This window comes from Pseudomonas sp. G1002 (assembly GCF_013385455.1).
GTDB lineage: Bacteria > Pseudomonadota > Gammaproteobacteria > Pseudomonadales > Pseudomonadaceae > Aquipseudomonas.
Map to the genome: position 1 here is coordinate 193,061 of NZ_JACAPY010000038.1, position 7,792 is coordinate 200,852.

Genomic DNA, 7,792 nt, shown 5'->3' on the forward strand with positions numbered 1-7,792 from the left:
GCTCGCAGGCGTCCGATTGTTTTTGTTGTCTGGTTACGGCTTACAAGGTGGCGATGTAGGCCGGTGGCGGATGCAGGTCGCAATTGCGCCCGGCCTTGGCCACCTGGCCCGGCAATTCGTGGCCCAGCAAGGCTGGCAATTGCCGCGACATTTTCAGCAGGTGCGGCAGGTCGATGCCGGTGTGGATCCCGACTTCATCACACAGGTTGACCAGGTCTTCAGTGCAGATATTGCCCGACGCGCCGGGCGCAAACGGGCAACCGCCGAGGCCGCCCAATGCCGCATCAAACCGTCGCGCACCGGCCTCGTAGGCGGCCAGCACATTGCACAAACCCAGGCCGCGAGTGTTGTGGAAATGCAGGGTCAGGTCGCTCGCCGGAACACATTCGAGCACACGCTTGACCAGGCGCTCGACCTGACGCGGATTGGCCATGCCGGTGGTGTCGGCCAGGCTGATGCCCTGGATGCCCAGCCCGCGGTAGGCGTCGACCAATTGCAGCACGCGGTCCTCATCGATCTTGCCCTCGAACGGGCAGCCGAAGGTGGTCGCGATGCTGCCGTTGAGGCGCACCGGGTGCTCGGCAGCAAAGCTCACGATATCGCCGAACGCCGCCAACGAAGCCTCGCAACGCATGCGCATATTCGCCAGGTTGTGGGTCTGGCTGGCGGACATCACCAGGTTCAACTCATCGGCCCGGGACTCGATAGCACGCTGGGCGCCCTTGAGGTTGGGGATCAACGCCACGTAGATAACCCCGGGATGACGGGTGATGCCCTGGAACACCTGCTCACCATCGCGCAACGCGGGAATGGCCTTGGGCGACACGAACGAGCCGGCTTCGATCCGGGAAAACCCGGCCATGGACAGTTGGTCTATCAACGCGATCTTGTCGACCGTCTCGACCCAGGTCGGCTCGATTTGCAGGCCGTCCCGAGGCGAGACTTCCTGCACGATCAAGGCATCGGAATAGCTTTTCATTGCACCACTCCCGAGGTTTTCAGGCGATGAATATCGGCCCCGCTCAAGCCCAGGTCGCCGAGGATCGAATCGGTGTGCTGGCCCAGGCTTGGGCCCTGCCAGTTCACGGCGCCGGGGGTTTCCGACAGTTTGGGCACGATGCCGGGCATCTTCACCGTGAGGCCGCCGGGCAGGTCGGCGCTGAGCAGCATGTCGCGGGCCTGGTAGTGCGGATCGGCGACGATATCAGCCACTGAATAGATGCGCCCCGCCGGTACTTCGGCGGCTTCCAGGGCACTGAGCACCTCGTCGATGGGCAGGCTGCTGGTCCAGTGGGTGATGGCGGCGTCCAGCAGGCCGCTTTTCGCGGCGCGGCCATCGTTGTGGGCAAACTCCGGCGCTTCGGCCAGGTCGGCGCGGCCGATGGCGAGCATCAGGCGCTTGTAGATCGGGTCGCTGTTGCCGGCGATCACCACATAGGCGCCATCGGCGGTCAGGTAGGTGTTGGACGGTGCGATGCCGGGCAAGGCGCCGCCGCTGCGTTCGCGCACATGGCCGAGCATGTCGTATTCCGGCACCAGGCTTTCCATCAGGTTGAACACGCTTTCGGCCAGGGACACGTCGACAATCTGGCCGTCGCCCTGGCCGGTCTTGACCCGCAGCAGCGACATCAGCGCGCCGATCACACCGTGCAGCGACGCCAGGGAATCACCGAGGCTCACGCCGACCCGCGCCGGTGGTGAATCCGGGTTGCCGGTGGTGTAGCGAATCCCGCCCATGGCCTCGCCGATGGCACCGAAGCCCGGGCGGTCGCGGTAAGGGCCGGTCTGGCCGTAGCCGGAGATGCGCACCAGGGTCAGCTTGGGGTTGAGGGCGTGCAGCACGTCCCAGCCCAGGCCGAGTTTTTCCAGGCCGCCGGGGCGCAGGTTTTCGATCAGCACGTCGGCATCGCCCAGCAATTGCTTGACCAGGTCCAGGCCTTCTGCCGACTTGAGGTCCAGGGCCAGGGACTTCTTGTTGCGCGATTGCAGGTACCACCACAGCGACGTGCCTTCGTGCAGCTTTCGCCATTTGCGAAGCGGATCGCCCTGCCCCATGGCTTCGATCTTGATCACCTCGGCGCCAAACTCGGCCATCAGCCGGGCGGCGAAGGGCGCGGCAATCAGGGTGCCGATCTCGATCACCTTGATACCGCTCAGGGGAGCCGTCATGGGGTGTACCTCTTGTTCTTGGAATGTGGGGCCAAGGCTAGAGGACGCAGGCAGTAGAAATCCAACCGTCAGTTGGCAACGAGCGTTCGCCAAATGCGAACGCTTGAGTAAGGACTGGTTGTGGCGAGGGAGCTTGCTCCCGCTGGAGTGCGTAGCGCTCCCGGCTTTTTTGGGGCTGCTACGCAGCCCAGCGGGAGCAAGCTCCCTCGCCACAGCAAGCTCCCTCGCCACAGCAAGGGCCCTCGCCACAGGGTTTGCTTACGCCTGCTCCCGCCGCAGGTAATCGAACAACAACCGGCTCACCGGCGACAGCTGCGCCTCGTCACGCACCACCAGGATCAGGCTGCGGTCCGACCAGGCATCCGTCAGCGGCACCGCGTGCAAGCCCAACGCCCGGCCAAACAGTTCATAGGCTTTTTGCGGCAGGATGCCGATGCCCATGTTGGCCTGGACCATCCGGCACATGGCATCGAAGCCCGGCACATGGATCCGCAAGCGCAGCATCTTGCCCGCCTCCCGCGCCGCCGCATGGGTGCGCATGTTTATCGAACTGGCGGAATGCAGCCCCACGTAGTCGCTGTCCAGCGTCTCGGCGAACGTCAGGGTCTTGCGCGACGCCAACGGGTAATCCGCCGGCATCAGCACCACCAGCTTGTCCCGGCGATAGGTCACGCCGGGCAGGCCTTTGGTATCGGTGTCGCTGGAACAGATGCCCAGGTCCGCAACGCCGTCAATCACACCCTGGACCACGCCATTGCTGGGCCGCTCTTCCAGGTCTGCCTTCACCTGTGGATGCAGCGCGGAAAAGTCGCGCAAGTCTTCGGGCAGGAACTGAATGATTGCCGAGAGGTTCGCCAGCATCCGCACATAACCGCGCACGCCGTGACTGTGTTCGCCCAGCTCCAGGCCCATCTTCTCGACATTGAACAGCATCTGCCGTGCATGGTGCAGCAAGGTCTCGCCGGCGGCCGTGAGCTGCATGCCCTTGGCCTGGCGCACAAACAGGCTGACGCCCAGCACCTGTTCCAGCTCCATCAAGCGCTTGCTGGCCGCCGAGACCGCGATAGCTTCACGGGCGGCGGCGCGGGTCAGCGTGCCTTCCTCATGCACTGCCACAAACAATTGCAGGGTGATCAGGTCAAGGCGGCGAACCAGGCTTTTGTGCAGCATCTAGGCGCGCTCGGTGGCCAGGCGATTGATATCGGCCTGCTCCACCACCGGCAGAGGTGCACCGTGCCGGACGGCCGAGAGCATTGCGCGGCCAACGGTTTCCGTGCTCACCACCCAGGCCGGTCGCACATGGCGCAGCAGCGACAACAACGGGCCGACCACGGTGTAGATGGACTGGTAGAGCGGGGTTTTCGAGCGCACGCCGTGCAACGGCTGGATCACCCCGGGACGGAACAGGTACACCGCCTTGAACGGCAGGCGCAGCAACGCATTCTCGGTCTTGCCCTTGATCCGTGCCCACATGGTTTTGCCGGTTTCGCTGCTGTCGGTACCGGCGCCGGACACGTAGATAAAGGTCATCTGCGGGTTGAGCCGCGCCAGGGTGCTGGCGGCCACCAGCGTCAAGTCGTAGCTCAAATGGGTGTACTTGGCTTCATCCATGCCCACCGAAGAAACGCCCAGGCAAAAGAAGCAGGCATCGAAACCTTGCAGCAGATGCTCCAGGGGCTGGAAATCGAACATGTCGGCATGCAGCACCTGGTGCAGCTTGCCGTGTTCCTGGGTCAGCGCGGTACGGCCGACGGCGACAACTTCCTGCACGTCACTGGCCAGCAGGCACTCGCGCAACACGCCTTGGCCGACCATGCCGGTGGCGCCGAATAATAGAACTCTCATAAGGTTGGTTCCTAAGCGACAAGCGGTTAGCTTCATGCTGCAAGGTAGAGACAAACCCACTGGCAACTTGTAGCTTGCGGCTTGCAGCTTACTGCTCAACAGGATCTTTTGCCCCTTGAAAAGCACCACGACCCTCACCATTGCCTGCAGCGCGGCCTTTTTGTCCCAGGTTGGCATCAGCAGTTATCTGCCCGCCGTGCCGGCGATTGCCTTGTCATTGACCGCTGCAGAGGACCAGGTGGCACTGGCCCTGGCGGTGTATTTGATCGGCATGGCGTTGCCGATGCTGCTCTGGGGCAGCCTCGGTGAGCGCCTGGGTAGAAAGCCGGTGTTGCTGGCAGCGTTGGCGTTGTATGCGCTGGCCAGTGCGGCGATTCCGTCCGCCTACAGCCTCGAATCGTTCCTCGGCCTGCGCCTTGTTCAAGGCCTCGGTGCGGGCGGTGTGTCGGTGATGGCGCGGGTGCTGGTTCGTGACAGCTTCAGCGGTGCCCTGTTGGCCAAAGGTTTGTCGTGGCTGGGCATGACGTTCGTGATCGCCCTGGGCATCGGGCAGTTTGTGGGCTCGCTGTTGCAAGTGGCGTTTGGTTGGGAGGCGATCTTTTATGGGCTGGCGGTCGCGGCTGTCGGCTTGATGATTGCGCTGCAACGGGTGGTGTTTCCAAGATTGGAAAAAGCCTCTGGACACGTCTCGGCCTGGCGCATCTACGGCACGATCCTGCGCCATCCGGCGTTCCTGCGGCCTGCGTTGGCGGGCGGTTTGGGTTACGGGGTGATCATCGCGTTCAACACCTGCGCACCGTTGATTTTGCAGGGGCATTTCGAGTGGAGCGCGGCGCAATATGGCTGGCTCGGCTGGCCAATCAGCGGGGCGTATCTGGCGGGGGCGTTGATGGTCAATCGCCTCGTCGCCCGCACCGGGCGCCTGTCGATGATGAGTTGGGGCGTGGCGTTGGTGATGTGCGGCAGCGCGACGATGTTGCTGGGCAGCCTGTTTGCCAATGGGCTGGCGATCCTGCTGTGGCTGCCGTATTGCCTGGCGGTGTTCGGCCAATCGATGAGTTATCCCATCAGCCTGTCGCTGGCCAATGATGAATCACCGGTGAGCGGCTCCTACGCCATGGCCTTGAGCGGCTTTATGCATCAGTTGATGGCTGCGGCGATCGGTGGCGTGGCCAGCCTGCTGGCGAGTCAGCAGGCCTGGCCGTTGGCGGTGTTATGCGTGACGCTGGCGGGCGGCGCACTGCTGTGCGTCGCCATGGCCAGGACTGATCAGAACGCGCTGCGGAAGATCTCTTCAATCTGACGCTGATCCGCCCGCCGTGGGTTGGTCAGGCCGCAGGCGTCCTTCAGGGCGTTGGACGCCAGCAGCGGGATGTCCTGCAACTTGGCGCCCAGCTCCCGCAACCCGGCAGGAATTTCCACATCCTGGGACAGGCTGCGAATCGCCGCGATGGCCGCCTGGGCGCCCTCTTCCACCGACGTACCCTTGATATCTGCGCCAAGGGCCCGTGCCACATGGCTCAGGCGCTCGGCGCTGACGCTGGCGTTGAAGCTTTGCACATGGGGCAACAGCACCGCATTGCACACGCCGTGAGGCAAGTCATACAGCCCGCCCAACTGGTGCGCCATGGCGTGCACGAACCCCAGGGACGCGTTGTTGAAGGCCATGCCGGCAAGGAACTGCGCGTAGGCCATGTTCTCCCGGGCGGCCAGGTCTTTACCGTCGCGCACCGCAATCCGCAGGTTGGCGCTGATCAGCTCGATGGCCTTGATCGCGCAGGCATCGGTGATCGGGTTGGCGGCGGTGGACACGTAGGCTTCGATTGCGTGGGTGAGCGCGTCCATGCCGGTGGCGGCTGTCAGGCCCTTGGGCATGCCGACCATCAGCGCCGGGTCGTTGACCGACAGCAGCGGCGTGACGTTACGGTCGACGATGGCCATTTTCACGTGGCGGGTTTCGTCGGTGATGATGCAGAAGCGGGTCATTTCGCTGGCCGTGCCGGCGGTGGTGTTGATGGCCACCAGCGGCAGTTGCGGCTTGGCCGACTGATCGACGCCTTCGTAGTCGCCGATGTGCCCGCCGTTGGTCGCACACAGGGCAATGCCCTTGGCACAGTCATGGGGTGAGCCACCGCCCAGTGACACCACGAAATCACAGGCACTCTGTTGCAGCAGCGCCAGGCCTTTTTCGACGTTCTCGACGTTCGGGTTGGGCTTGGCGCCGTCATAGATCACCGAGTCGATGTCTTGCATCGCAAGCTTCTCGGCGATCATGCTGGCCACACCTGCCTTGGCCATCCCGGCGTCAGTGACGATCAGCGCCTTGCGAAAACCGTAGTTGCGAATCGCGGTCATGGCTTCGTCGAGGCAGTCGAGGCCCATGATGTTGACGGCGGGAATGAAGAAGGTGCTGCTCATGGTGGCTAATCCTTTAAAGTCGTTATGCCTACAGCATCGACCTCGATTGCCTGCGGCATCTTGACCAGGATCAACGCCCGCTCGTGATAAAGTCACCGCCCAGCCGATTTCGAGTAGACCCGCCGCAATGAAGGATTCCCAGGATTTTGATGCCCACCTAGAAGACTGGAACGCCTTGCGCAGCAGTACCGCCATCAGCGGGATCCTGATCGGCAACGGCGCCAGCCGCGCAGTGTGGGAAGATTTTGCCTACGACTCACTGTTCGAAAACGCCCGCACCGTGGAAGAAAAACCCCTGAGCCAGTCCGAACTCAGCGTGTTTGACGCGATGCAGACCCGCAGCTTCGAGCAGGTGCTGGGTGCACTGAAAACCACCAGCCGGGTCAACAAGGCCCTGGCGGTCAGCTCGGCCGCGCCGCGTAATCGCTATTACGCGATCAAGGAAGCGCTGATCAATACGATCCACAGCGTGCATATTCCGTGGCGCCTGGTGAAGCCGTCGACACTGGCGACCCTCCATCAGGAGCTGGCGAGTTACCCGACGGTGTTCACCAGCAATTACGACTTGCTCAACTACTGGGCGATCCTGCAGGCGCCGGGCATCGATGATCTGTTTCGCAGTGCCGATGCGAGCTTTGACCTGCGCAATACTGCCTGCGACACCACGCGCATTTTGTATCTGCATGGTGGCCTGCACCTGGTGCGTAACCTTGATGGTACGGCGCGTAAATTGCCGACCACTGACAGCACGTTGCTCAGCAGTTTTGCGATCAACAACACGATCAAGACGCTGGATGATGTGCCGTTGTTTGTCAGCGAGGGCAAGGTTGAGGAGAAGCTGAAGACCATTCGCAGTTCTGACTATTTGTCGTTCTGTTATGAGCAGTTGTTGGGCCATGAAGGTGGGCTATGCATCTTTGGGCATCACCTCGGCGCGCAGGATGTGCATCTGGTGCAGGCGATTCGACAGGCGAAGATCAGCACGTTGGCGATTTCGGTGTTTGGCCGCAGTGCAGGGTTTATCCAGCAGCAGAAGCGGCGTTTTGCGGAGTTGTTTGAGGGGATGGAGGTGGAGTTGCGGTTTTTTGATGCGCGTAGTCATGCGCTTGGGAATTCGGGGCTTTCGGTGCCCGTGGAGCGGTGATGGTAGTTGGGGTGAGGTGGGGTGGGGTGGGGTGGGGTGTACATATCCGTTGCTGCGGTAACGGCCACTTATGGTTCCGCTCTTACAGCGAGTCACTTTTTTACAAACGCCTAAAAAAGTAACCAAAAAACGCTTTGCCCCACCACTCGGTGCCTCGCTTAGGCTCGGCATGCCCGCACTCCGGCACGGCTCCGCGGGCCGCCGCGACGGGCCATC

Annotated in this window: 7 protein-coding genes; 2 read left to right on the forward strand and 5 right to left on the reverse strand. The window is 62.6% G+C overall.

Going from position 1 to position 7,792, the window contains the following annotated elements; all coding sequences use genetic code 11:
• Positions 1–40 precede the first annotated feature (40 nt).
• From HX801_RS25865 to HX801_RS25880, 4 genes are all read right to left on the reverse strand, one after another.
• The gene (locus tag HX801_RS25865; protein ID WP_177022971.1) at positions 41–979 is read right to left on the reverse strand and encodes a hydroxymethylglutaryl-CoA lyase; all 939 of its coding nucleotides are present in this window, start codon (positions 977–979) and stop codon (positions 41–43) included.
• On the reverse strand, positions 976–2,169 hold the full coding sequence (locus HX801_RS25870) for a CaiB/BaiF CoA-transferase family protein (protein WP_177022972.1): 1,194 nt from the start codon (positions 2,167–2,169) through the stop codon (positions 976–978). The genes HX801_RS25865 and HX801_RS25870 overlap by 4 nt, the downstream gene beginning before the upstream one ends.
• A gap of 258 nt (positions 2,170–2,427) precedes the next feature.
• Positions 2,428–3,339, reverse strand: a complete 912-nt coding sequence (locus tag HX801_RS25875; RefSeq protein WP_177022973.1) for a LysR family transcriptional regulator — start codon at positions 3,337–3,339, stop codon at positions 2,428–2,430.
• On the reverse strand, positions 3,340–4,014 hold the full coding sequence (locus tag HX801_RS25880) for an NAD(P)H-binding protein (protein WP_102604145.1): 675 nt from the start codon (positions 4,012–4,014) through the stop codon (positions 3,340–3,342).
• 115 nt (positions 4,015–4,129) lie between these two features.
• Between HX801_RS25880 and HX801_RS25885 the strand changes: the two genes are divergently transcribed.
• On the forward strand, positions 4,130–5,317 hold the full coding sequence (locus tag HX801_RS25885; protein WP_177022974.1) for an MFS transporter: 1,188 nt from the start codon (positions 4,130–4,132) through the stop codon (positions 5,315–5,317).
• Here HX801_RS25885 and yiaY read toward each other — a convergent pair.
• A complete protein-coding gene (yiaY, locus tag HX801_RS25890; protein ID WP_008437790.1) occupies positions 5,284–6,432 on the reverse strand; it encodes an L-threonine dehydrogenase in 1,149 nt (382 codons plus the stop codon). The two genes, HX801_RS25885 and yiaY, sit on opposite strands and share 34 nt — an antisense overlap.
• A 127-nt stretch (positions 6,433–6,559) precedes the next feature.
• Here yiaY and HX801_RS25895 point away from each other — a divergent pair, with 127 nt between their 5' ends.
• Positions 6,560–7,576 (forward strand): DUF4917 family protein, encoded by a 1,017-nt coding sequence (locus HX801_RS25895; protein WP_087692628.1) that lies wholly within the window; start codon positions 6,560–6,562, stop codon positions 7,574–7,576.
• The last annotated feature ends 216 nt before the right edge of the window (positions 7,577–7,792 follow it).

Excerpts from the sequence above, each read along its gene's own strand:
- HX801_RS25880 (WP_102604145.1), bottom strand. The coding sequence starts at position 4,014 with ATGAGAGTTCTATTATTCGGCGCCACCGGCATGGTCGGCCAAGGCGTG.
- HX801_RS25870 (WP_177022972.1), bottom strand. The coding sequence starts at position 2,169 with ATGACGGCTCCCCTGAGCGGTATCAAGGTGATCGAGATCGGCACCCTG.
- HX801_RS25875 (WP_177022973.1), bottom strand. The coding sequence starts at position 3,339 with ATGCTGCACAAAAGCCTGGTTCGCCGCCTTGACCTGATCACCCTGCAA.
- HX801_RS25895 (WP_087692628.1), top strand. The coding sequence starts at position 6,560 with ATGAAGGATTCCCAGGATTTTGATGCCCACCTAGAAGACTGGAACGCC.
- yiaY (WP_008437790.1), bottom strand. The coding sequence starts at position 6,432 with ATGAGCAGCACCTTCTTCATTCCCGCCGTCAACATCATGGGCCTCGAC.
- HX801_RS25865 (WP_177022971.1), bottom strand. The coding sequence starts at position 979 with ATGAAAAGCTATTCCGATGCCTTGATCGTGCAGGAAGTCTCGCCTCGG.